The organism is Prescottella equi (assembly GCF_002094305.1).
GTDB classification, from domain to species: Bacteria; Actinomycetota; Actinomycetes; order Mycobacteriales; family Mycobacteriaceae; genus Prescottella; species Prescottella equi.
Map to the genome: position 1 here is coordinate 60801 of NZ_LWTX01000009.1, position 23439 is coordinate 84239.

The 23439-nt window shown below is 64.5% G+C and carries 22 protein-coding genes, 1 tRNA gene and 1 pseudogene; 16 read left to right on the forward strand and 8 right to left on the reverse strand.

The genetic code is table 11. The annotated features are described in order from the left end of the window. Positions 1-127 precede the first annotated feature (127 nt). Together A6I89_RS19740 and A6I89_RS19745 are read right to left on the reverse strand one after the other, a co-directional pair. Positions 128-1474 carry an amidase gene (locus tag A6I89_RS19740; protein WP_022593506.1) on the reverse strand — a complete coding sequence of 449 codons (1347 nt, stop codon included), beginning with the start codon at positions 1472-1474 and terminating at the stop codon, positions 128-130. Then, entirely contained in the window at positions 1471-2436 is a 966-nt protein-coding gene (locus A6I89_RS19745) for a prephenate dehydrogenase (protein ID WP_044990315.1), read from the reverse strand. The genes A6I89_RS19740 and A6I89_RS19745 overlap by 4 nt, the downstream gene beginning before the upstream one ends. Before the next feature lie 49 nt (positions 2437-2485). Between A6I89_RS19745 and A6I89_RS19750 the strand changes: the two genes are divergently transcribed. The 4 genes from A6I89_RS19750 to A6I89_RS19765 all read left to right on the forward strand — a co-directional run bounded on the left by A6I89_RS19750 (position 2486) and on the right by A6I89_RS19765 (position 3985). Next, the gene (locus A6I89_RS19750) at positions 2486-3025 is read left to right on the forward strand and encodes a tRNA adenosine deaminase-associated protein (RefSeq protein WP_005516190.1); all 540 of its coding nucleotides are present in this window, start codon (positions 2486-2488) and stop codon (positions 3023-3025) included. Positions 3026-3041: 16 nt separating this feature from the next. Then, positions 3042-3500, forward strand: a complete 459-nt coding sequence (locus A6I89_RS19755; RefSeq protein WP_005516189.1) for a nucleoside deaminase — start codon at positions 3042-3044, stop codon at positions 3498-3500. Between the two features lie 145 nt (positions 3501-3645). Then, a complete protein-coding gene (locus A6I89_RS19760; RefSeq protein ID WP_005516188.1) occupies positions 3646-3843 on the forward strand; it encodes a CsbD family protein in 198 nt (65 codons plus the stop codon). 51 nt (positions 3844-3894) lie between these two features. Further along, positions 3895-3985: transfer RNA gene (locus A6I89_RS19765), tRNA-Ser, on the forward strand. Between the two features lie 178 nt (positions 3986-4163). Here A6I89_RS19765 and A6I89_RS19770 read toward each other — a convergent pair. After that, positions 4164-4908: pseudogene (locus A6I89_RS19770) on the reverse strand (Arm DNA-binding domain-containing protein); the annotation flags it as partial. Positions 4909-5527: 619 nt separating this feature from the next. Between A6I89_RS19770 and A6I89_RS19780 the strand changes: the two are divergent. The 7 genes from A6I89_RS19780 to A6I89_RS19810 all read left to right on the forward strand — a co-directional run bounded on the left by A6I89_RS19780 (position 5528) and on the right by A6I89_RS19810 (position 12234). Continuing rightward, positions 5528-6397 (forward strand): hypothetical protein, encoded by an 870-nt coding sequence (locus tag A6I89_RS19780; protein ID WP_022593515.1) that lies wholly within the window; start codon positions 5528-5530, stop codon positions 6395-6397. A gap of 49 nt (positions 6398-6446) precedes the next feature. Further along, complete coding sequence (locus A6I89_RS19785) at positions 6447-7484, forward strand: hypothetical protein (RefSeq protein WP_022593517.1); 1038 nt, start codon at positions 6447-6449, stop codon at positions 7482-7484. A 1290-nt stretch (positions 7485-8774) separates the two neighbouring features. Beyond that, positions 8775-9107 carry a helix-turn-helix domain-containing protein gene (locus A6I89_RS19790; protein WP_044990347.1) on the forward strand — a complete coding sequence of 111 codons (333 nt, stop codon included), beginning with the start codon at positions 8775-8777 and terminating at the stop codon, positions 9105-9107. An 80-nt stretch (positions 9108-9187) separates the two neighbouring features. Beyond that, positions 9188-9937, forward strand: a complete 750-nt coding sequence (locus tag A6I89_RS19795; RefSeq protein ID WP_201790357.1) for an ImmA/IrrE family metallo-endopeptidase — start codon at positions 9188-9190, stop codon at positions 9935-9937. After that, positions 9934-10548, forward strand: a complete 615-nt coding sequence (locus A6I89_RS19800) for a PIN domain-containing protein (RefSeq protein ID WP_022593523.1) — start codon at positions 9934-9936, stop codon at positions 10546-10548. Before A6I89_RS19795 ends, A6I89_RS19800 begins: the two co-directional genes overlap by 4 nt. Before the next feature lie 304 nt (positions 10549-10852). Continuing rightward, entirely contained in the window at positions 10853-11191 is a 339-nt protein-coding gene (locus A6I89_RS19805) for a histone-like nucleoid-structuring protein Lsr2 (protein WP_022593525.1), read from the forward strand. Positions 11192-11412: 221 nt separating this feature from the next. Next, on the forward strand, positions 11413-12234 hold the full coding sequence (locus A6I89_RS19810; protein ID WP_022593527.1) for a hypothetical protein: 822 nt from the start codon (positions 11413-11415) through the stop codon (positions 12232-12234). 35 nt (positions 12235-12269) lie between these two features. Here the strand turns inward: A6I89_RS19810 and A6I89_RS19815 are convergent, their stop codons facing one another. The 3 genes from A6I89_RS19815 to A6I89_RS24460 all read right to left on the reverse strand — a co-directional run bounded on the left by A6I89_RS19815 (position 12270) and on the right by A6I89_RS24460 (position 16268). Continuing rightward, positions 12270-13442, reverse strand: a complete 1173-nt coding sequence (locus A6I89_RS19815) for a helix-turn-helix domain-containing protein (RefSeq protein ID WP_232244851.1) — start codon at positions 13440-13442, stop codon at positions 12270-12272. Continuing rightward, positions 13439-14254, reverse strand: a complete 816-nt coding sequence (locus A6I89_RS19820; RefSeq protein ID WP_022593530.1) for a hypothetical protein — start codon at positions 14252-14254, stop codon at positions 13439-13441. Before A6I89_RS19820 ends, A6I89_RS19815 begins: the two co-directional genes overlap by 4 nt. 1018 nt (positions 14255-15272) lie before the next feature. After that, a complete protein-coding gene (locus A6I89_RS24460; protein WP_139792074.1) occupies positions 15273-16268 on the reverse strand; it encodes an NHL repeat-containing protein in 996 nt (331 codons plus the stop codon). 387 nt (positions 16269-16655) lie between these two features. On the opposite strand from A6I89_RS24460, the gene A6I89_RS19830 reads away from it, so the two are divergent. From A6I89_RS19830 to A6I89_RS19840, 3 genes are all read left to right on the forward strand, one after another. After that, complete coding sequence (locus A6I89_RS19830) at positions 16656-17570, forward strand: hypothetical protein (protein WP_022593534.1); 915 nt, start codon at positions 16656-16658, stop codon at positions 17568-17570. After that, on the forward strand, positions 17567-17923 hold the full coding sequence (locus tag A6I89_RS19835; protein WP_044990320.1) for a hypothetical protein: 357 nt from the start codon (positions 17567-17569) through the stop codon (positions 17921-17923). Before A6I89_RS19830 ends, A6I89_RS19835 begins: the two co-directional genes overlap by 4 nt. Before the next feature lie 419 nt (positions 17924-18342). Further along, the gene (locus tag A6I89_RS19840) at positions 18343-18765 is read left to right on the forward strand and encodes a hypothetical protein (protein WP_060934566.1); all 423 of its coding nucleotides are present in this window, start codon (positions 18343-18345) and stop codon (positions 18763-18765) included. A 104-nt stretch (positions 18766-18869) separates the two neighbouring features. On the opposite strand, the gene A6I89_RS19845 is transcribed toward A6I89_RS19840, so the two are convergent. Next, positions 18870-19067: a hypothetical protein gene (locus A6I89_RS19845; protein ID WP_022593540.1), complete on the reverse strand. Its 198-nt coding sequence runs from the start codon at positions 19065-19067 to the stop codon at positions 18870-18872. 87 nt (positions 19068-19154) lie between these two features. Then, positions 19155-20051 carry a hypothetical protein gene (locus A6I89_RS24465; RefSeq protein WP_139792073.1) on the reverse strand — a complete coding sequence of 299 codons (897 nt, stop codon included), beginning with the start codon at positions 20049-20051 and terminating at the stop codon, positions 19155-19157. Between the two features lie 726 nt (positions 20052-20777). Between A6I89_RS24465 and A6I89_RS19860 the strand changes: the two genes are divergently transcribed. Both A6I89_RS19860 and A6I89_RS19865 read left to right on the forward strand, forming a co-directional pair. Then, positions 20778-21620 (forward strand): mycofactocin-coupled SDR family oxidoreductase, encoded by an 843-nt coding sequence (locus A6I89_RS19860; RefSeq protein WP_022593544.1) that lies wholly within the window; start codon positions 20778-20780, stop codon positions 21618-21620. Positions 21621-21636: 16 nt separating this feature from the next. Then, on the forward strand, positions 21637-23421 hold the full coding sequence (locus tag A6I89_RS19865; protein ID WP_044990327.1) for a flavin-containing monooxygenase: 1785 nt from the start codon (positions 21637-21639) through the stop codon (positions 23419-23421). The last annotated feature ends 18 nt before the right edge of the window (positions 23422-23439 follow it).

Below are 23439 nucleotides of genomic sequence, written 5' to 3' on the forward strand. Positions count from 1 at the left end.
ACCCCGCCGCGGCACAGTCGCTTTCCGTCGGAATCACACACGGGTTCCCCGGTTCACACATGTGTTCGCTGCCGAGAGCGTGTGTGAACCCTGCAAAGGGGGTGTGATCCGCCTGACGGGCGAGAGGTCAGCCCACCGCGAGCGCGCAGGCCAGGGCCGCGGACTCCGCGGGGTGCGACCCGTGCCCGCCGGCCGTGGTCGGCAGCCCGATCACCTGGATGCCGATCGGATCGCCCTCCACCCCCGGTGCCGGTACCGAGATGGCCGGAATGCCGAGCGCGTTGAACGGGATGCACATGCGCAGCAACGGGGTTCGGGCCACCGCCGGATCCGCCGAGAGCGCCTGCTCCTGGGAGACCGCACGCAGAGGGGTGGTCGCGGTGACCAGTGCGTCCAGCCCCAGCTCGCCGCGAAGCCGGGAAAGCGCTTGGCGGCGAAGGCGTTCGATGGTGCGGGCGGCGTGCAGGTACTCGACGGCGGGGCGATCCTTCTGTGCGTCAAGCAGCGCGGCGGTGGCCGGTTGATACCGCTCGGGTGCGTGCTCGAACCACTGCCGGTGCGTCTCGTACGCCTCCGAACCCGTGATGATCGGGTACGCCGCGAGGAACTGCTCGGTCTCGGGCAGTTCGACGTCCAGTACCTCGGCGCCCGCGTCCACCAGCGCCCGGCAGGCGGCGTCGACGGCGGCCGCGATCGCCGGATCCGCCACGTCCCAGTTGGCGCCCCGCAGTCGGCCCACCCGCAAACCGGCGACCGGGGTACGCACGTGCGCGATGCCGGGCAGTGCACCCCACGCGAGCGAGACGTCCAGCACGTCGGCGGCCAGCAGACCGATGTGGTCGAACGTCGTCGACAGCGGGAACGCCCCCGACGTGGGGAGCGCGTCGAAGCTCGGCTTCATCCCGACGACGCCGCACAGCGACGCGGGAGTTCTTGTGCTGCAGCCGGTGTCGGTGCCGATCGCGACCGGGACGACGCCCTTGGCGACCAGTGCCGCCGACCCCGACGACGAGCCGCCCGGGACGAGGTTCGGGTCGTGCGGGTGCGCGGCCGGACCGGAAGCGTTGATCGCGCCCGTCGGGCCGTACGCGAACTCGTGCAGGTGCGTCTTGGCGACGACGATCGCGCCCGCTTCCCGCAGGCGCGCGACGATCCGGGCGTCGTTCGCGGCCGGCGGGGCGCCGGCGAGTACCGCGCTACCGCAGCGCGTGGGCATCCCGGCGACGTCGATGTTGTCCTTCACGGCCACCGCGATGCCGTGCAGCGGGCCGATCCAGTCGCCGGCGGCGATCGCCTCGTCCGCCCGCGCGGCGGCGGCGAGCGCGGCGTCGTCGTTGCGGGCCGCGACAAGGTTCTCCCACGGCGTGCCGAGCAGCCCGTCGAGGGCGTCGAGCGTCGCGCGGACGTGTTCGGTGGCGGACATCTCGTTCTTGGCGAGAAACTGGGCGACGCCCCGCAACGTCGGCATGCTCACGGCCGCAACACCCCGCCGCGGCGTCCGGCGTCGCGCAGTCGCTCGCGCCAGTTCTCGGAGCCGGGGTCGATGCCGGTGATCGTCCAGCGTTCGCGGTCCTCGTAGCGGCGACGGGCCTCGAAGCCGGGCTCGACGAGCCCGGCCAGGGTGCCGTGATCGGCCAGTTCGGTGCGCGCCCGGGCGAGGACGTCCAGCGTCTCGTCCAGCGCGGTCAGCAACGCGTCCCGGTTGCCCTCGCACATCGCCCGCACCAGGGCCGGCGCGCTGCCGGCCACGCGGGTGCCATCGCGGAACGACCCGGCGGCCAGTCCCAGCGCCAGATCGCCCCCGGCCGCGCCGGACAGCGCGAGCGCCTCGGCCAGCACGTGCGGCAGGTGCGAGATCCGCGCGGCCGCGGCGTCGTGCTCGACGGACCCGGCGGGCACCACCACCGACCCGCAGTCCAGCGCCAGCCGCACCACCTGCGACCACACCTGCGGGTCCACCCCGTCGTCGGCGCTCACCACCCACACCGCGTCGCGGAACAGTTCGGCGTCGCCGGCCTCCCATCCGGACTCGCTGGTTCCGGCCATCGGATGCCCGCCGACGAACCGGTCCTGCAGACCGTGCCGGGCGACCGCCGTGGCCACCTCGGCCTTGACGCTGACGACGTCGGTGACCGGACAGTCTGGGGCGTGCTCGGCGATGGCCGCGAGCGTCGCGTCGACGGCCGGCATCGGCACCGCGACCACGATCAGGGCGCGCGCGGCCCGGGCTCGGCGCAGCACCGCAGTCAGGTCGGTGTCGGCGTCGAACCCGTCGGCGCGTGCGGCGCCGACGGTGGGTGCGGACCGGTTCCAGCCCCAGCCGTCGCGGCCGGCGGCGACGGCCGCGCGGAGCAGCGATCCCCCGATCAAACCCAGGCCGAGAATGCAGACGGGCGGTGCGGAGACGGCATCAGACACCACATCAGGTTGGCACATTCGTCGCTGGACTTCTGTTACCGGCACCGCGCGGGCTACCGTTGCGCGCATGGGTGCACAGCGCGCGAACAACAACAGCGCCTCCGCAGGCTCGATGGAGGATCTGGACGGCTTCGGTATCGCCGTCGTCCGTGAGGAAGGCCGGTGGAAGTGCACCCCTTTGACGGGCGATGCGCTCACCAGTCTGCGGGTCGCGGAGAAGGAACTGCTCGAGCTTCGCAGCTCCGGTGCCGTGTTCGGTCTGCTCGACGTCGACGAGGAGTTCTTCGTCATCGTCCGGCCCGCGCCCGCGGGCACTCGGCTGCTCATCTCCGACGCGACGGCGGCCATCGACTACGACGTCGCGGCTGATGTCCTCGATGCCCTCAACGTCGAGATCCCGGACATCGACCCGGACGAGCTCGACGACGTCGAGCCGTGGGAGGAGGGCGACCTCGGCCTGCTCTCCGACCTGGGCCTGCCCGACGCGGTGCTCGGTGTGATTCTCGCCGAGACCGACCTGTACCCGGACGAGCAGTTGACGATGATCGCGCAGCGCTGCGGTTTCGAGTCGGAGTTGTCGGCGGCGCTCGACAAGCTCCCCCGCTGACCGCCCGGCGTCCGGCGTGACCCTGCAAGACGACGAGCGGATGATCCGCGCCGCCCTGTCCGCGGCGGCCGCGGCCTCGGATGTCGACGTGCCGGTGGGCGCCGTGGTGTTCGACGCGGACGGAGTCGAACTCGCGCGTGCCGCGAACGCGCGGGAAGCCACGGGCGACCCGACGGCGCACGCCGAGATCCTGGCCCTGCGCGCGGCGGCCCGCGTGCACGGCGACGGCTGGCGTCTCGAGGGCGCGACCCTGGCGGTGACGTTGGAGCCGTGCACCATGTGCGCGGGTGCGCTGGTGCTCGCCCGCGTGGAGCGGGTGGTGTTCGGGGCATGGGAACCCAAGACCGGCGCGGTCGGTTCGCTGTGGGACGTAGTGCGCGACCGCCGGCTCACCCATCGCCCCCAGGTGCGCGGCGGGGTGCTCGAGGGCGAGTGTGCGGGCATTCTCGAAAGTTTCTTTCAGGGCCAGCGTTGATGTCCTGACCAGGTGTAATGGCTGTTTTTCGGCGTTCGGCGGACGAAGTTCCCCGGCACGATTGCGCAGATCGTGGTGTCGTGGAGGTAGGTGCTCGTGTGGCACCGGGACCGCATGGTCATTCACAGATTCACGGAGGTGACTCGTGGGAATCGGAGACAAGGCCCAGAACAAGGCTCAGGACCTCGGTGGCAAGGCCAAGGAGGCTGCCGGCAAGGCAACCGACGACGAGGATCTGAAGAACGAAGGCAAGGGCGATCAGGTGCAGTCCGCCGTCAAGGACGCGGGCGAAAAGGTCAAGGACGCCGCCTCGACGGTCAAGGACAAACTCACCGGAAAGTAGCGCTGACCAGCCGATTTCTTGCTGAACGCTGACTCCGGTACAGTTCTCGGCGGTGGCGTGTCCGAGCGGCCGAAGGTGCAGCACTCGAAATGCTGTGTACGGTAACCCCGTACCGAGGGTTCAAATCCCTCCGCCACCGCCAAAGAGCCTCCCATCTGCTTGCAGATGGGAGGCTTCTTTTGTTTGCGGTCGTCTGTCGACCCGTCACCTGGCCGGTGGGCACATTTTGGGCACACTTCGTGGTGAGAACTGTGCATCCAGAACCATCGCTACGGCGTCCAAGTCGCCGTCGAACAGGTTCGCATAGGTATCCAGGGTGACCTGGGGACGGATACCGACCGTGTACGCCGACTCTTGGTCCGACCAACTGCATGGTCCACGCCGAGCTGCACGGCATTGTCGTGGACAACTCAGCCGTCTCCGTAGGAATTCCACGTCCCGTACCCGTAGCGCGACCGCCTCACCCCATCGGATGCCCGTGTAGGCGTGCGTTAGAACCAGTGGCCGGTGCGGGCCGGACTCATCGGCCACCCGTGCGGCGTCCTCGGCAGACAGATAGACGTGTCGTTCGGATGTCTTGCGAGGCAGATTCTCGACGCCGCGCGCAGGATTACTTGCCAGCCGACGCGACTTCACAGCGTCATCGAGGATGCCAGCCAGAACGCCGTACGCCCTGATGACGGTCGTTTGCCCGCTGCCGTCGTGCTGCATCTGCGCGATCCATCGCTCGACCTGGGCCGTCTCGATGTCCTGGAGTCGCGCTCGACCCCATTGAGGATCGACGTGGATCCCCCAGGCAGATTCCAGGGTGCGGTAGTTGGAGGGCGCCACATCCGCCTTCTTACGATCGAGCCATACCGGAGCAAGCTCGGCCACCGTGATCCGGCCGAGGGACGGTTGGATGTAAGAGCCCGTCATCTTCTCTACCTCGACCGTGGAGGCGAACGCCTCAGCGTCCCGCTTCGTTTTGAAGCCGCGCTTCTTGGTCTGTTTGCGGTCCGGAGTGCGGTACCGGACCTGGTACCTCATTCCGGATGCCGTTGAGTACCGCTCAATCGTCGCCATGACTCCGGTCCATGCTCGAGTGGTCGAGGAGCTTCATCTCCTGGTGCTCTTGGACCATCATGCGACAGCCGGCCGATCGTCAGTTCGCTGCCTCGCCTGGGCATCCACCCAGTCGTACACGTCCTGCCAGTCGTAGAGGACACGACTGCCTATCTTCCTGAATTGTGGCCCGGTGCCGCGGTATCGCAGTTGTGCAAGAGAGCTGGGGGCAGTGCGAAGGAAGTCCGCAACTTCGTTGGGAGTAGCCAGAGCCGGGCGGGATTGGGGCATGCTGCTGATCCTCTGTCGGGCGACGCATCGGTGCGCCGCGTTGATGGAGAGAACCTTGGCAGGGATCGAGGCCAGTTATTTTTGGTAATTGGTAATCATGGTTTGAACAGGGATTTTGTTCCAGAAGCAGGAACGATCAGGCCTTTGCTATTGCTGCTCCCACCCCACTCGAGGTCCCCCTTCGCCATCGAGGCCCACAGCGCCGAGATATATGCGTTGAGCGGCACTCCTACGTCCAGCAACGAGGCTCCTAAATGGTGGCGCTCGCGGAGGTCGGCCTGGGAACATCTGACGGGCAGGGCCGCAAGGCGCAGGCACGCATGGACTTTCACGAGAACGGAAACATCCTATGAGCAGCGACGACTTTGATTTCTTCAAGAAGATTCTCCGCGACAACCCTGCGATGATGAGGACCGCCTATGACGCCATGAACGACCCAGCGTTTCAGCAGACGCTCCGTGACGCGACCGCCCCGTCGACGCAGAAGATCCTCAACCAAACGGCGACGCATGCCGATACGACCTGGATCGCGAAGATTACCGAGGATCTGCGGAAGCTGACCTCCCCAGCTGCACAGGTGGCCATCCAGGCAATTGCCAGCCAGAACCCGGCCACAATCACGAAGCTCCTCGACAACGCCAAGGTCTTCTCGAACCCCGCCCTACAGAAGGTGATCCGGGACCAGCAGCGCGGTTGGTTCGATCAGATCAGAGTGGCGACGTCGCCGGTGTCTGCCAAAGAAGATGATCTCGCCCCTATCGCAGAACTCTTCGAGGATCAGTACGGGTTCGTCCCAGACCTGCCGACTGACGAGGGCCTGGTGCAGATCGATGAGCGGATTGAGTCAGGTGAACTGCCGGTCGATGACGTCGAACAGTTCGGCCGAGAGTTCTACAAGGGCGAGAAAGCAGCTAGAGCCCTCGCTGCTGCGATCGAGCGACTCGTCAAGGAGAAGCTCCTCACCCGCAATCAGGCCAGAAGGGCGATCTACGGTGCGACGCTCGTCGCTGTGACGGGGCTGCTCTTCGTGGTCGCGACCACCGCTCCGGAGGTTGTGGGTGAGGTTCTCGCTTGGACAGGGGTTGCCGGTGGCCATACGGCAGGCGATTTCGCGGCGAAGATGTTCGACAAGAAGTTCCCGCCGGAGGCCGCGGAGGGAGAGGACGCGCTACCCGACGGAGCGAAGGAGAGCACTGACGACGATCCTGAAGCGTCCTGACCGCGACCGATCAGTATCCATCTGTCTCAAACTCGTAGAACGGATCCACGTGGACCCCTTGAACCCTGACCCGCTCGGACTGCAGAAGATGCCCCTCAACAGCATCGGCGCGATGGTCCAGAAGCACCAGCTCAGTCCGTTCGCAACCAAGGCGATCGCCCCGTCGTACATGTCCTTGGTCGGGGCAACCGCCGACGGGTCCTCCCGCGTTCAGGACATCCTGAAGCTGCAGAACAGCGCCACCCCGCCGCTGGTGAAGTCCATGACAACACTGGGCGGATCCTCGGCGATCGCAGACACGATGAAAAGCCTCGGCAGTTCGGGAGCGATCTCGGAGACGATGAAATCGCTGGGTGGAACCCCGACTTTGTCGGAGGCGATGAAATCGCTCAGCGTGGCCAACCCGTCTCAGCTGGCCAGCGTGACCGACCTTCTCTCCAAAACGGGAAGAGCGCCATCGGTGAGGAGTCTGCTCGCAGAGACCACGAGCCAGAACGGTGCCGGGATCGCCTCGATGCTGGCCGGCACGAAGGCACTCTCGAACAGCCGACTGAGCGAGCTGATCCACGGCAGCCAGCGAGACCTTTTCAGGCAGTACGGCATTAGGACAGCGCACGAGGTGAAGCCCCGTCCTGCGTTCCGGCCGCTTTCGGACTTGCTCGAACGCGAGTACGGCCTTGATGTCGAGCTGCCCACCGACGAGGGGCTGGACCGCCTTGACGAGCAGATCGAGTCTGGTGAGCTGCCGTTGGACCAGCTCGAGGAGTTCGACGCAGCCCTGTCGGAGAATCCGGCCTGGGACGAAGCCGTCGACAAGGTCGCAGAACAGATTGCGAAGAAGCGATTCTGGACCCGGCGGCGGGCCCGGAACACGGTGGTTGGGATCGTGTTCATCGCGGTGACCGGGTCCGTTCTCGTGATCTCGATGATGGCACCCGCGTTCCTTGCCCAGTTCCTCGCGGCGACCGGCTTTGCGGGAGGTGGACCTATTGCGGAGTTCGCGGGAGGGCAGTTCGACAAGCGATGGCCTCCGGGCAGCGATTCCGACGAGACCTCCGCTGATGTGAGCAGCGCCGAACCAAGCTAAGGCGCTTCCGCACTGACTTCTCCATACGCTCGGTGCAGAAGACGGAACTGAAGATTGATTGAGAGGTGGGGGCTGATGACTCGACATGCCGATTGGGTACAGGCGGCTGACACGGGCCGGCGTCAGATGCGCGGTGGCCGACAGACGCATCTTTTGGTGGTCGCGATTCGCCGGGACCTCAGCAAGATGGGGCTCCTGGGTCGCCGCGGTGAGCGTGGTCAGAAGGTTCCCCGCGGATCCGTTTCGACGAAGCTGAGGAGACGAACAGATTCCACTCGGATACCAACGGCCATATCGCCGCCATCGGGTTCACGAAGTACAGATCCGGAAGTAGACCAACCACGACCGCCCCTGCAGACACTCGGTGGGACGTGCGATACTACCTGGTCAAAACGCTGAAAGGCTCCCACACCCGATACTGAGCCCACTCGCTTCCGTGCGCGGCACGATCGACGAACACGTCCCCAACTGCGACCGGGACGGATAGATGTGTCGGTAGCGGTCGACTTCCGTGCCCACGGCGTCGCCGTCGCCGATGATCCCGCGGTCCGAACCAGGTGAGTGGAGGCCGGCTCGCCCTACCGGCCCACAGGCCGGCGTCTATGGACCGGTAGACGGCTGCGACGCCAAGTGTGCATGGGCCGGAGGCGGAAGTGGCGGCGATGACGACCTGCCGGTCCACAAACGAACCCCGCAACAACATCGGAGTGGCTAGAGACCGCCGGCCCGAACCCTCATCGGCAGCTTGTCTGCTCGGTAGGCGTCGTCGGTGGGTATGGCGAGATCGAGGCGCACCGAGACTTCCTGCGGAGGGTCTACCTCGAGGCGCGCCCTCGGCTCGAAATCTTCTTGCCGGCGTTCGAACACATATTCGATTATGGTCTATTCTGTCTGTACGGCACCAGGGGGGGTGAGGGAAGCGCCGCCCTGGTGCCAGTCCCTTCTGGCCGGCCGGAAGAGGGCCTCCGATAGCTCTGTGACCTCGATCTTTCCGTAGCATTGATCGGAGTTCATGGTGAAAGGTGCAGAATGCAGATCGGCGGTCGTGTTCGCATACGCCTTGGTGGGGCATCGGTTTTCACCATCGTCGAGGTGGGTGAGGATGACCGCTTCTTGATCGAGGCGGTCGAGGAGGCTCCCGGTCGGTATCCCTTCTCGATGAAGTCTGAGGACCTGGTTCCCGCGGAGTAGCCGATCGCTTCGGTCCGCCTTATGAGGCATTGGCCAGGCCTCAGGAGCTACACTGAATCATGTACGAGAAAAGTGATTCAAGAAGTGGGGGTGAAGGTCATGAGTACAACCGTCGAGCGGATAGAGCAGGCGATGCTCACTGCCGGACTCAGTGGGCGCGCGCTGGCTGAGAAGGCAGGCATTTCACAGCCCACCTTCTCGCGCATCATCTCGGGCTTGCGGGAGGCGAAGGCGAACGAGTTGGTGGCGATCGCGGCTGCGACCGGCTGCACCCTTGCCCAGCTGACCGGGACTTCTACTGTCGCTGACCGTGTTCAGTGTGCGGCCCGATCCACCAATGGCGCGGACATGGACAAGATGCGCCAGCAGCTGCTGCACTTCCTCGAGCTGGACGCATACCTTGAGGACCAGGGCATCGGGCTGACTGCGTGAGCGCTGAGGCAGAGGCACGATACGCAGCCGCTGAGTTCCGTCAGACACACCACCTCGGTACGCAGCCGCTGGGCGATCTCGTGGCCCTCATCGAGCAAACGACCGGAAACGATGTCGCGATTCTCGATGTCGGGGCAGACGAACACGGCTTCACCATGCGGGACCAGGCGCGAGGTGCGGTGTTCATTGCGGTTGCCCGCACAAAGAACCCCATGCGGCAGCGGAGCTCCCTGGCCCACGAATTGGCGCATGTGGTGTTCGAGGATTGGGCCGATGACCCACATACGAGTGCCGACGAGCGCCCTCATCACGAAGTCCGTGCGGACGCGTTCGCACGGCACCTTCTCGTCCCCGTGGAGGGGGTGAAGGAGGTTATCGGCGAGCATCCGGCCTCGCTGGAGGAGTTGTCGCGGATCGTCCAGCTGTTCGAGGTGTCCCCGCCGATCGCAGCGATTGCGATGGAGCAGGCCGGGTGCATCGACGCTGGGGTGAAATCCGACTGGATGTCGATGAATACGGCTCACTTGGCCGCCCGTTACGGATGGGGCGATCAGTACGAGGCTTTGAGGGCTCAATCCGATAGACGTCGTGCCCCGCAGAAGCTGCTGAAGAAGGCGATCGACGGGTACATGGAGCACCTCGTCTCGGCAGAAACCCTCGCCACGCTTCGCGGCGTCGATGTCGATGAAGTTGTTCGCGGCCTCAGCGAAGAGGGAATCACTCCACGCGCCTGCGAGGTGGAATGGGCCGCGGCAGATGATCTTCCCGCCGTAGAGGTCGATTTCAGTGATTGGGAAGACGACGCCGAGGACGAGGACTTGGGCGAGTGACGCCGCGGCCGATCATCGACGCTGGCCCGGCACTGAACTTCTTCTCCATCAACAAGGAGCGACTGCTTCTTTCGGTGACGGGGCCGATCAGCACCCCCGAGACAGTCCATGCGGAGATCCTCGGGAAGTCGAAAAGCGATCAGCGGTTCGAGGCTGCTGAGAAGGTCTTGAAGAAGGTCCCGGCGAGACTCCTTGAGGTTCTTCCCGATGATCCGACCCCGGAACTCATCTCCGCTCTGGAGCGCATCAGCCAGCAGCCGTGGGGCCAGCGCCTCGCCACCGCCAAGGATCTCGGCGAAACGATGGTGATCGCTCACGCGGTCGTCAAAGCCGAAGAAGGGCATCCGGTCATCGTGATCATCGATGACGGCGGTGGTGCCCAGTTGGCGATGAACGAGATCAGACGACTCGATCGCCTGCGGAGCCCAGACAAGCCGCTCGGGTCGATCAGGTTGGTGAACACCCCGACGATCCTGGAGAGGGCTGCGGGGGGCATCCACCTCTCCGACAAGATTGCGATGCGGGAGACATACGAAAGGCTCAGAGCTCACGACGACGGGCTGATTCCGATCGAACAGACACGGCTGCTGTCGAATGACCTTTGGAATTGATACCTGGACCCTGGTCCCCGGACGTTCGCCCTCTAGTCGTGGACGGACCGACCCGGTCTGCCAGCCAGATCGGGCCCCCTCGCGATGCCTCAGAGGTCCTCGTCCAGGCCGTCCTTCAGCGACCCGGAGAACCACTTGGCCTCCTCCTGAAGGTCACGCTGAGCTTCCGGGGTACCCATCGTTCGCTCAACCGCGGCCCAAAAATGTTGGATCTCTTCGTCCTTCTCATCGCTCGATCCCATGACTCGAGTATCGCCCCTGACCTTCCGTAAAGTCACTGTCGTCGGCTGATCAACCAGGAGGAATGCACGTTGCGCAGAAGGTCGTAGTCCAACTCATCGATGACCTCGACGGGGATCCGATCGACATCGGCGGCGAGACGGTCAACTTCGCGGTGAACGGCGTCGAGTACAGCATCGACCTCAACGACAAGAACGCCACCGAGTTCCACCGGAAGATGGACTACTACATCAAGTACGCCACTCGAGTCGGCGGACGGAAAACGGCCCGGCCGGCTAGGCGGACTTCGAATGGTGCCAGCACTCAGCAGATCCGAGAGTGGGCCAACGCGAACGGGTACACGGTCTCCGCTCGTGGACAGATCGCTGCGGACATCATGGAGGCCTACGCGGCTGCGAACTGACAACGGCAGCGCTGTCGGCCATCCGTGCAGGTGGCGTGATTTCTGCCGGCAGATAGGCTCCCCGACGAAGTTCGTACAGCTCGGGGCCCGCAACCCCTACCTCGACTAATCGGGCTAGCTGAGCAAGTCGGGATAGCTCAGTTAGGCAGGCTGTTTCTCCCCGTAACGCAATCCTTGCTGCTGGCGACAAGCATGTTCAGGCGCGGGCAAAAGGGGGAGACATGTCGACATACAGGACAGCTGAGGGGTCCATCCAGATTGAGGATGACGCGGTGATTCTCACATTCGAGGGCGCTAAGAAGCTGAACAATCCACGCAGGCTTCCTTTCTCGGCGATGATCGCGGCCACGTTGGTGGAGCCTGTGGACGGCAAGCCTGGATACGTGCGGTTCATGATGCAGGAATCGGAATGGGGGCCGTCGGCTAGCTGGGATCCCAAGTACGATCCGAACGTCGTGCTCCTCGAACCAGGTGAGACGTTCGCTAGCGCACAGGAATACATCAGCGTGCTTCGGGAGCGAAAGGCCGGTGGCCGGGCAAGATTCCATCCTGATGTGCGTATCAAGCACGTGCCGAGTCCGCCGATTGCGCCGGCATCCCCTCCGACACACAAGCCGGTCGAGGCGGTATCTCGCCAGCCAACGCGAGCGTGGGATGAGCTACCGCTCGTGAAGGTCCCCCTACTCGTCTTCTCAGTGTTCATGCTGGGTTTCTCCGGCTTCCAGCTCTTCGGTTTGATCAGGGATATAGGCGGTGATGAAACACCAAGCAACAAATACGCATTCGATGCGGTCTACGTCCCAACCGAGATGGGTAACGCGACGCCCGAGGCGCGGTTCATTGACGACGCGGTCAGTATGGGCTTCGAACATAGCGCCGGAGCTTCCGGTTTCCCCAAGCTGGGACGATCGATCTGCAGCGACATACGGACTGGTCATCTGAGTGACAAGGAAGCATCCGAGATCGTCGCCGACGAGATCGGTACCAGCCTGGCAAAGGCGCACTGGCTGGTCCTCAGCGCCAGGTACAACTTCTGTCGCTAGGGCTACAACAACAAGTACGCCCAGGACGCCGCACGTCAGACCAGCTTCAGTTCTGGTCGGGTATCGCCCTGGCCAAGGAGAAGTCGCAGCCTGGGCAGCGTGATCCGGAGCTCAGCGGCGAGCTCCTTGAAGGAAAGCCCGTTCTGCTCCGCCATCTCGAAGGCTGATCGGAGCAGGGCCGGTATCTCACCCGGGTACCCCTGGACTGATTCGCGGATGAACAGGCCGGACGACCGGAGGTTGGCGAGGCGCTGGTGGGCCCGTCGGTATGTGGCGTCCGATACCGCGCCGACTTCCTTGCATCGACGTAGGAGAGAGTCCACGGAGACGCCCCATTGAGTGCTCAGTTCGCCCAGCTTCTTGAAGTCCAGGCGTGGCGGCAGCAGCGGCGTGATCTCAGCTTGGGGAGTGAGGAACTCGGCGGCGAACTGGTCGGCCTCTCGTTCCTGCTGGGTATCTCCCGGTACGCAGTCGCTGTGCAGCAGGAGGTGTCCTAGCTCGTGCGCGGCAGTAAACCGATGCCGGTATACGTCAGCTTCTGCGCGGTCGGGCGTGAGTACGACGATGGGTCGCGGCAACTTGGATGTGGAGAAGGCGTCGACCGTCGCCGTCGCCGATCCCGCGAACTGCACCAGGGTGACGATGATTCCGTGCTGCTCCATCGTGCGGACCACTCGAGGGATCCGGCCCGTGCCCAGTCCCCAGTGACGTCGCAGAGCCTGAGCTGCCCCAACCGGATCGGTGGGGAAGTCGGTCTGCTGAACCTCTCCGGCTGAGAAGCCAGGGAGGTCGACTGCCGGGAATCTGACCCGCTTCTCCAGCGCGTATGTCAGCTCCCAGACCTGCTCAGTGAAGGAAATCGCCCTGTCCCTCTGACTCACTGGGGTACGTCGCAGACTGCGGAAGTGCGCGTCGGCGGCATCGAGACGTGCGTATGGCCGGCCAGCCGCGAGGAAGGCGACCGGGACGTCGAGGACACGAGCGAGAGCGTCGATGTTGTCCGGCCGCGGGTTCGCCGTGCCTGCCTCCCACTGGCCGACCGCGACGGCAGACACGCCGATCTCGTCCGCGACTGCCTTCTTCGTCATCCCAGCGAGACGGCGTGCCTGCGACAGCCGCGCCGAATCAAATGCGCCCCCGCTTAGTTCATCTCCTGCCAGATCGGTATCCGGCAAGAGATGAAGCTGCCCCGACTCGCGCTTGCTCAACTGTCCTCGCTACCCGTGATCTGCTGGTTGAAATCCTGCTGGTCCTCTGAGGAGACGTGCTCCTGCGGTTCACGCATCGACAGGCCGAATCCGGCGTCCTGCTCGGCGTCCGAGTCGAAGCGGTCGACGGGCTTGTCCTCGCGGCCGACCACCTTCAGCGTCGGGGTGACCGGGACGGCGTTCTTCAGTGAGTGTGGACCCCTGGCCCACACCAGCTCGCCGGTCTCGGCGTTTGACAGTTCCGCGTCGCCCCATCCGAAATCGAATAGGCCATCCGGGGAGGCTGACACCCAGAGTGTCACCGTTCGGCCGCTGGCTTCAGACATCTGCTGGCTGAAGTGCTCGGAGTCAGCGAAGTGCTGCGCCAGTTCCTCTTCGGTCATCGCCGCGTGCTCGAGGGTCATCTGAGGCTCAACCGCGGTTGGGGTGAGGGTCATCAGGTGTTCCTGCAAGCGTGAGGGCTTCCGCAGTCGAGCGTCAGCCACGGGGACCTTGCCGTCACCCGGCACACGCCACCAGTACAGCGCGACGCCGGTCTGGTCGATGATGGGAAGTTCGTACTCGGCGTGATGGCCATCCGGCTTAGCCGTGGAGATGCCCGGCGTACCGCGAAGCCGCCTGAGGAGTCCCGAGTTCAGGTGGCCTCGCGCAGACGTCCCGTAGGGCCTTCGATCGGGGAGTCCATGTTCAGCGTGTACGCGCAGAGCTGCCTCCTGCGCTTCGTGCACCGTCTCAATCACCGCGTTCTGCACGACGCCGGCAAGGTCGCCGAACCGCTCGACTGCGTAATCGGAAAGCTCGGAACTGTCCAAGATGCATCCCCCGTAGACTCAGTTGATCGACTCCATTAGTCGATTCCGCTTTACTTTAGCACACGATTCGGTCACCCTGGCGAAACTTCGGGGAGCGGCTCGGCGTGCAGCTCGGTGACCTCAGCTTTTGTCCGCGTCCCAACCTAGGATCCCGGTATGACAGCCCCGCGTCCGTGCGTTCGTTGCCGTGAGACCTCCGACTGGGGCCTCGAGCTGTGCCGAATCTGCTACAAGGCCACGAGGGCTGAGCGGAAGGCCAGCCTCCCAGCTCGTCTGGCCGCGACCGAGAAGTCGCTCAAGGCCCTCGGTGTTCGTCGGCCGCAGCCCCAGGCTCAGGAGGAGGAGCGGAAGGAGAAGAAACGGAAGCTCACCCCTCGCGTGCGGAGCGCGAAGTCCGTCGCATGGAGGTCCGGGCAGTTGACTCGTGCCGTTCTTGCAGGGCTGGGCGAACCGGGTTCCCGTGCGTCGATCCGGGAGATGCGAGAGCGGGTTCCTCGAATCGTGGACCAGTATGAGTCAGGCCTGTCTTCGTCGAACATCGCGACGTTGCGCAAGGAGTTGGCCGGCCAAGGTTTCGTAGGGAGCGATGCCCTCATGAAGTTCGGTCAGAATGTCGTCAGCGACGTCTCCCGGGCGAGGCAGGCGTCCTTCCGTGGCGTCACTGGTGGAGGGCTCCCCGGCACTCGTCGCTAAAGCGGTTCGCGGAGGGTTCATTCCGACGCCCCTCCGTCGACGAGGGGCGCCTATCGAGGTCTGCCTGGATCGGGAACTTATCGAGTCGAGACCAGCGGACGCTCAAAATCGCGATCGGCTCTCCGCTCGTGAACAGGGGATGAAAGGTACTCGGCGAGCTTGTCGGCCACGTGCTCGAAATCTCGCTGCGCCCCGGAAAGAACCCGCTGTCCAGACGATTTCCACGTCGTTGAGCACTCGGGCCCCGGCTCAGAGCGCGGTCATCGTGCTTTACATGCTGGCGGTCGTGGGGCCTGGGCGACCGCCAGCATGTCAGTGAGCGAATCTAGCTCCCGCTACTGCCAAACCCTGGCGTCGGAGTCGGCGTGGGTTCCGGCGTCGGAGTGGAGACGGGATTCGGGGTGAGGCGCACGACTCTGCTCGCGGAGTTCGTGCTGCTGCCTTCGAGGTAAGAGACGGTAACTGCGCCATCTTGATTCGCCGCGACACCGGTCGGCCAAACGAGCCCGCTGAACGGGAGAACGGTCTGCGTTCCATCAGCGCTCAATCGAACCACTCGCACAGCTGTCTCCGTGACGCCAGCCACGACGGGATTGCCATCCGCACCGATAGCGACACCATGCGGGAATATCCCTGCGAGGGGAATCTCGGTCTTCGACCCGTCGCGCGCCACCTTTGCGACGCTGCTGTTGCCGTCTCCGTACCGTGCTTCACCGACGAAGATGTTGCCTGCATTATCCAGCGCGATGCCCCGCGGCTGGACGAACCCGTTTACCCACTGGGAGGCGCTGCCACCCGGTATGTCGGCCCGCACCACCTGTCCGTCTTCGTTGCCGGTGCCGCAATCGAGCACAGCGATCTCAGTTCCCTTTGCGGTCACGTCGCAGGGGTTGCGCATGCCGTAGAGGATCGAGAAGGTGTTGCCCTCCGGTGTTATCTGAAGTACCGAACCAGATGCGACGGTGCCGCCCGCAAGATAGCTACCGAACGTGAGGAAGGTGTTTCCTTCGCTGTCTATCGCAAGGCTTCCAGCCGAGCTGCGCTGTCCCGTGATGGGTACGCTCGTTTGCTGTCCTTCCTTGCTGATCTTCACCACTCGGGTGCCGCCCCCGGACGGTGACGACACCAGGATGGCTGTGTTTCCGTAATCGTCTACGGCCACATCGTTCGCCCACTCGCCACCTCGCAGGGCCAGTACGGTGGACTGCGTGTAGGTCGTTGCCGGCGGATCCACGGCGTATGCCGGTGCCGCGGCACCGAGTACGACCGCGGTTGCTGCAGCGGTGGATAGCAGAAGCTTGGTTAGGCCGTGTGAGGCCATGAAGCCCTCCCCTTGAGTTTGTGCGCCACGAGTTGAGGGCTCTGTGCCCTGCATCTTGGTCGGTGAAGTATTCCCCCGGTTCGGCGCAGATTCTAGACGTTGAGGACTTGGTTCGATCGCGAGTTGGCCAAGCAACAGCAGTTCGGTCGGAACACCGTCGATCAGGGCCGCTCGGAGCTTGTCCCATTGCCGATTGTTGGGTTGTGTCTGAAACACCCAAATCTGTCGTAGCGGTAGGTCAGAATGCCGTGGTGACAGATTTCCTCAACGACCCTGCGGCGCCTACAGATCCCGATGAGCAGAAGGCTGGACACGACTTGGGTTGAAGTTGCCTTTCTGGATTGTCCTCGGGATCTGGATCGGAAATCTGCTGTACATAGGAACGCGGTGGCCAACTGCATCCTGCAGGTAGCCGCGATCTGGATTCCGATCTTCGTGCTCAAGCGCCAACTAGGGCTCGACCTGATGAGGCCGACCGCTGCGATCGGATTTGCTCGCAACATGGGCAGTGGTCTGATTCAGAAGTTCAGTGGCGACAGGTTCCCACCTTTCGATCCTTGGGCCACCCTGGGACGCAAGAAGCCCGGCTGCGACATCACCACGGATGCTGATCGGAACATGTCGGCGAAGAAGATGCTTGAGGACGACCGAGTGAACTTGCAGATGGGTGACGACCCTAAGACCGGCAAGAGGAAGAAGGCGTCGGACTTCCTTCGAGAAGGGGCTGATCGAGCGAGGATCGGAAGCATGGACGGCGGTCCGATGGCACCACTCTTGGCAGGTACAGCGGTCGTAGCTGGCGGTGCCGCTGCGGTCACCGATGGACTCATCAATATGAAGCAGGCCACCGCGGATTCGTTCAAGAACTTCGGGCTCCGGGACCTCATGACCCTCGGTCCGAGCGGCCGCAAACCCGTCGACCGGAATCTGCTCAAGCAGCAGTCCGAGATGATGAAGGAGCTGATGCTCGCGGACCCGAACACCTCCGTGGCGGATATGTACTCGGCCGGTGTCCCACTGGAGGTCATCAAGGATCTTCGGTTCACCAATGCCGATGGGGCGTTCATGGGTCACCCGTCCGACATCGTCGCTGATCGAATGAACAGGATGTGGGAGAACATCCAGACATCTCAGCCGGCATGGGTGTCTATCCGTCTCCGAGCGCGAACGGCGTTGCGGCGACCCCGCTTCAGGGTGCGAACATCGATCAGTTCATCAGGGAGAGCATGGCCGCGGCCGAGCGTGAGTTCGCACAGATGGCGGACTCGCCGCCTCTCGAACGGGACGCTTCGTTGGCAATGAACCTCGATCCGAGTCAACTTGGAGGGTCGATCGATGTCTCGTCGATCATGCAGGACTTCGATCCGACTCGGTTGAACGTGAGCGGCTTCTACGGCGAAGTCATTCAGCGCTCCACCGAGCTTCGTCGTGAACAGGCACAGCGAGTGGCAGAGGAGTTCGGTGCTCACGTTGGGCGGGAAGTTCGCGCCCAGATGGAGGAGATCTCCCAGGCCGCGACAGCCGCCACCGCTCGGGCTGAACAACTCCTCGTTGCAGAGACCGAATCGGCATTTCAGCAGGTCAGGTCGGTGTGTCAAGAGATGGGCGACGAGCAGTCCCGTAGGTTCAACGAGGTGCTCGACGGGTACCGCTGATCTGTCGTAACAAGGCAACCGGACCGGGGCCGATCCAGCGAGTTGGATCGACCCCGGTCCCGTTCATCGACTGCGTCGTTCAGTCGAATCGGGTTACGTGCCGAGCACTCCTGAATGCCTCGCAGTGCCGACCCTGCGCGCACCCCGTGATGACCATCATTCCGGTGGCGCGTGACATCCCTCGACAACGAAAGGCTCTGGCCGACCGGCAGCAGCGGCAGCTGATCTAGCTGCATGAATCGAATCGGCCTGCACCACGCTGGGTGCAGGCCGATTCGGCAGTTCAAGAACCGCGACGGAACATTCCGCAAGGGTCCACGCGCCCGGTCGTGGGTCGGTGAACGCAGTCAGTCCAACCTGCCGTGTGGTAGGAATCTGCAGGACAGTGGGCATCTGGATCCGCTACAGGGGGGCTCAAGTTGAAGAAGGTTCTGTTGGCGATCGCCTGCGTGCTTACCGTCGCGGGGTGCAGTTCCGGGGAGGAAGCCCCTGCGAAGCCGGAGGTGACATGGGAGTCGCTCCAAGCTGACTACCTGACGAAACTGCAGCAGAACTCGTCCAGCAAGCTGATCTGCGGATTTCAGAGCGGTGTGGCGGATTGCTTGGACCGTGTCCGGGCCGATCTGAAGGACCTCGACAGCGCTGCGACGGAACACCTCGGCGATCAGGCCGGCACTCTGTCCACGAAGGTGTCCGCGTTCAACGATGCTCATTCCGCCTACGTGCAGGGCAGGTGCGCCAGTGCAGGCGGCACCCTGAGCTGCTCGACGAACCTGCTCAAAGCAGAGAACGCTGCGAAGGACGTTCGGGAGCTGCTGTCCTCAAGGGCATCTGGCAGCTGACAGAAGGCCGCTGCGCACCGATTCGACGAGCCAGACATCTCGTCGAATCGGTCCGACAGTCAGCGACCTCCGGAATGGGGGCGCACAACGGCCTTCGATCGGCACTATCCGCCGAGACCGGCATCCAGAGCTGCATCGATGGCGGCCTCGATGTGGTCGTCCTCTGTGTAGAAGAACTGCGGCATCGCCTCGCCGGTCTTCGCGAGGGCTACAAGGAGCTGTGGCAGTCTGAGATCTGGGTTCTCGTGCCAGATCTGGCCCAGCTTGGTCAGGATCGGATCGATCCTCTCTGGATCCCGCATCGTGCCTCCTCGTGTTGGCGGCCCGCTCAAGGACCCTGTCCTGTCTATCGGAGCGTGGCCGGTAGCTTTCTGTCCAGCGGATTCCTCTCACCGAGTCATCAGCGCCTGATACTCGCCGAGCAGCTTCATGCAGTCCGACTTCGGAACCGCGACAGCGATGGCCGTTTGATCGAGTGTCAAGTCATCGTCCAGGCAAACCTCGATCCTGGGGCCAGACAACCGCACGTCGTGATCTCGGTACTGCGCGGATTGGTCGGTCGTCCACCCTTCACGGCGCTCGTACTCTTCGATGGCGCGCTGCCTGACGTAGTGGAGGACGGTGAACGGTAGCTGGTCCTCGTCGAAACGCTCTGGTGGAATCGCAGGGAGAAGATGCCGATGTTCGCTGATCTCTCGGACAGTCCGCCAACGTGGTTGTCGCCCATATCCATTGATCAGGTCGGACTGCGCGGCAGGGGAGAGTTGTGCCCAGAGGCTGTCGAAGGCGGTCATAAGTCCGCTCTGACGAGCCACACTGTCCCACTCGCTCCAGTCTGGAAGGAAGACATCGATGCTGTTGTCGCAGTAGTCCTCTCGAATGATGACCGCGGAAGTGCGGACATATGAACCAGCAGCATTGAACCCCCGAACGATTGGATGCCAGAACTCAGCGAAGCCACGCCCTAGGTATCCGAGCCGCGTGCCGTCCAGTTCGACACAGACGGCCGTCGAATCGAACGGATTCTGTGGTTCCGGGACCAACTCAACTGCCACTTCAGACCCCCAACGCAAATGATCTAGTGCGCGGCAGTAGAAGTTGGTGCCGGAGAGATTGTGCCGAACGCTGCCACGTTGAAGCATGACGCGGCGCTTCGGTCGGACATAGTCTCCCGGCGCCCGGCGCCAACTCTCTTCCCCGTAGCCGTGGTCGGGGTCACAAGTTGGATCTGGTCCCATCCAGCGTTCGTCCTGCTGGCGATTGGACCGGCGATTGAACAAGCTCACCCGAGGGTTATATCAACCGGAGTCGACAGCCGAAGGCGGTGTTCCCGCCTGCCGTTGCACTTGCGCTCGAACCACCCCGATAGCCTTCTGTCCAGCGGATTTTCGATCAGCAGGGCAATCATGACGGGGAACGAGTCACCGTCCAAGTTTCGACCAGGACAGGCTCGTGCCCCGAGGCGGCCCAAGTGGGAACACTCCGGGTACCGCTTGAGGCCGAACTGATGCGGCAGGTCAGACAGAAGTCACTGGACACCGGAATCCCGGTCAACGCCTACATCGAGGCAGCGTTGCGGGCATGGGTTGAGGACGCTGAGATCGGCACCGTCAAGCCAGGCCGCCGTAGAGACCTCGGGCCTGGCGGCAAGGCGCGAGCGAAGGCCTAGCTCCTTTCAAACTTTCCACGTGTATACAGGTAAACACGTAATTACCAATTACCACATGAAACCGATCTCGATCCTTGCCAAGGTTCTCTCCATCAACGCGGCGCACCGATGCGTCGCCCGAACGCGAGGCCAAGGAGAACGGCCACTTCATCGTCAGCGTCGCGGTGAAGGACTGCGTGATTCGGGTGTCTTGACCTGTCGGCCGGGCGCGTCAACCCCACCCTTCGGGCCTGGATGTGATCCAGGCCACGAATGAGTCCCGGTGGCTGGGAGTGCTTCCCGGCACCGAATGTGATCGGCGTTACTTTCCGGACCGAATTGCCGGCTTCGCGGGAGGAGCGTCATGTCAGGACGGGTAGCTGGGAAGGTCGCGTTCGTCACCGGCGCGGCGCGCGGTCAGGGACGCAGTCACGCGCTCCGACTGGCGGAGGAGGGCGCCGACATCATCGCCCTGGACATCGCGGACGGCATCGACACCGTCAGGCCGTTCTATCCGCCCGCCACCGCCGAGGATCTTGCCGAGACGGTGCGTGGGGTCGAGGCGCTCGGACGCCGGATCGTCGCCGAGAAGGCCGACGTCCGCGATTTCGACGCCGTGCGCGCGGTGGTCGACCGCGGTGTCGCGGAGCTGGGCCGCATCGACGTCGTGGTGGCGAACGCCGGCATCTTCATCAGCGGCGAACCCGCGCACCGGATCACCGAGGCCGAGTGGGACGACGTCCTCGACGTCAACCTGAAGGGCGTCTGGCACACGTGCAAGGCCGCCATCCCGCACCTGATCGAGCAGGGTGACGGCGGATCGATCGTCATCACCAGTTCCACCGCCGGGCTCAAGGGTGCGGCTCGTACCGCCGCCTACGGGGCCAGCAAGCACGCCGTCGTCGGACTGATGCGCACCCTCGTCGGCGAACTCGGCGGGCACCGTATCCGGGTCAACACCGTCCACCCGGGCGCGACGGACACCGACATGATCATCAACGACCGCTGCTTCGGGCTCTTCCTGCCCGGCGTCGAACACCCCTCCAAGGAACAGGTGGCCCCGTTGTTCGCGGGCGCCAACGCGATCCCCGTGCCGTGGGTGGAGCCGGTGGACGTCTCTCATGCCGTGCTGTTCCTGGCCTCCGAGGAGGCGCGGTACGTCACCGGCACCGAACTGAAGGTCGACGCCGGATTCACCACCCGCTGAAAGTGAAGGAGTCTCGATGACAATGCAATTGGAGTCTCCGGAGCTGGACGACGCCGCCATCGCAGCGGTGGCGCAGCAATGGCTGACCGGGTTCGCGGAGTTGCTCCGTGCGGGTACGGGAGCCGAGGAGGTTCTGCACACCGATCTGTGGTGGCGCGACCTGCTGGCCTTCACCGGCGACCTGCGCAGCCTGCACGGCGCCGAGAGGATCGGCGCCGTGCTCGACGTCGGCCGCGCACAACAGGTCTCCGGCGAGCGGCTGGATCCGGCCGCGCCACCGGTCCTGCTCCCCGGCGCGGCCGGTGCCGGTTCGATCCAACTGTTGTTCCGCTTCGACACCCGGCTCGGGCACGTGCGTGGCGTCGCACGCCTGGTGGTCGACGGCGGCGCGTGGCAGGCCCGGAACCTGCTCACCGCGCTCGACTCGCTGGCCGGGCGCGAGGCGGCGATCGGCGCTCGACGGCCGGAGGGCACCGAGATGCCCGCCGATCGGGTCGAGTACTGGTCGGCGCGCCGCGAGCGTGAACTCGACTGTCGCGACGGCGATCCCGACGTTCTGGTGATCGGCGCGGGACACTCGGGGCTGGCCCTCGCTGCTCAGCTCGGCGTGCTGGGGGTGCGGACGCTGCTGGTCGACCGGGCCGATCGGGTCGGTGACAACTGGCGCGGCCGGTACGACTCGCTGGTGCTGCACGACGCGGTCTGGTCGAACCACCTCCCGCTGCTGCCGTTCCCGGCGAACTGGCCGGTGTTCACGCCCAAGGACAAGATGGGGGACTGGCTCGAGATCTACTCCCGGGCGATGGAACTCGACGTCTGGAACCGCACCAAGGTCGTGGAATCGACATTCGACCCGGACCGTCGGCGGTGGACCGTCGTCGTGGACCGCGACGGGACCCGGCGCACCCTGCACCCGCAGCACGTGGTGCTGGCCACCGGGCTCAGCGGCACCGAACCGGTGATGCCCGCGTTCACCGGTGCCGACGATTTCGCCGGGGAACTGCTGCATTCGAGCGCGTACCGAACCGATCCGGCGCGACGCGGTACCCGGGTGGTCGTGATCGGTACCGGCAACAGCGGCCACGACATCGCCCAGGACCTCCAGGAGGCAGGGGCCGAGGTCACGCTGGTCCAGCGCGGTCCCACGCACGTGGTCAGCGGGCAGGCGCTGGCGGAGCGGGGCCGGCTGCGCTACGGGGAGGAGACGTCGACGGAGGTCGCGGATCTGCTCGACGCCGCCACTGCCCGGCTGGATCCGCAGTTCGTCGCCGGACTGCGGATGGGTGTGGGCATGCTCGCCGAGCACGATCGCGAATTGTTGGACGGGCTCACCGCCTGCGGCTTCACGCACGACGGCGGACCGGACGGGACCGGCGTGATGATGCTGTTCCTCACCCGCAACGGCGGCTACTACATCGACGTGGGTGCCTCGCCGATGATCGTGGACGGCCGGATCGGGCTGGTCTCCGGGACGATCGAGCGGCTCGATGCGGACGGACTGGTGATGTCGGACGGCACCCGCGTCCCGGCCGACACCATCGTGTGCGCCACCGGGTTCCGCGGCATCCTCGACACCGCGCGCCGGGTGCTCGGTGACGCGGTCGCGGACGCCTGCGGACCGGTCTGGGGGCTCGACGACGAGGGCGAGCTGCGTTCGGTGTGGCGGCGCTCCGGCCACGACCGGTTCTGGATCCACGGCGGCAATTTCATGCTGGTGCGCAATTACAGCAAGTACCTGGCGCTGCAGATCCAGGCGGACCTGGCGGGCGTCGACCTGCCCGCGCTCGGCCGTCGTGTTTGATCGAGGTTCGACGGGATT